Consider the following 733-nt stretch of genomic DNA (forward strand, 5'->3'; position numbering starts at 1 on the left):
TCAGGCCTGGCGGATCGCCGAGATGTCGAAGGTCAGCTTGATCTTGTCGGAGACCAGGACGCCGCCCGTCTCCAGGGCCGCGTTCCAGGTCAGGCCCCACTCGGAGCGCAGCAGGTCGGCCTTGCCCTCGAAGCCGACGCGCTCGTTGTCGAAGGGGTCCTTGGCCGCGCCGTTGAACTCCAGGTCGATGGTGATCGGCTTGGTGACGTCCTTGATGGTGAGGTCGCCGGTGATCCGGTAGTCCTCGCCGCCGAGCGCCTCGGCCGAGGTGGAGCGGAAGGTCATCGCCGGGTACTTCTCCACGTCGAAGAAGTCCGCGCTCTTGAGGTGGCCGTCACGGTCGCCCTGTCCGGTCTCGATGCTCTCCATCTTGACGTCGATGGAGGCGGTGGACTGCGACGGGTCGTTGCCGTCGAGGTGCAGCGTGCCCTCGAAGTCGAGGAAGGAGCCCTTGACGTTCGTGACCATCGCGTGGCGGGCCGTGAACCCGAGCGACGTGTGCGCCGGGTCGATCGTGTAGTCACCGGTCAGACCGGCCAGCTCCGGGTTGACCGGGGCGGGGGCGGACGTGGTGTCGGTGCTGTCGTTCTTGCGGCCGAAGATGCCCATGGCGTGCTCCTTGAGGAAGGTCGGTTCCCTTGATGTCTTCGACAGTAGACCCATTTGGTTTAACTTTCAACAGCTGTGCGATCCGGGCCCGTGTCGCGACCCGCATGGCGTAACGTGCCTGCGG

At 65.6% G+C, this 733-nt stretch carries 1 protein-coding gene; it reads right to left on the reverse strand.

All coding sequences use genetic code 11. The annotated features are described in order from the left end of the window. Positions 1-609: a YceI family protein gene (locus JAO81_RS41920; RefSeq protein WP_199553256.1), complete on the reverse strand. Its 609-nt coding sequence runs from the start codon at positions 607-609 to the stop codon at positions 1-3. Positions 610-733: the final 124 nt, after the last annotated feature.

It is taken from the genome of Streptomyces sp. N35 (assembly GCF_016464295.1).
In the GTDB taxonomy this organism is placed as follows: domain Bacteria; phylum Actinomycetota; class Actinomycetes; order Streptomycetales; family Streptomycetaceae; genus Streptomyces.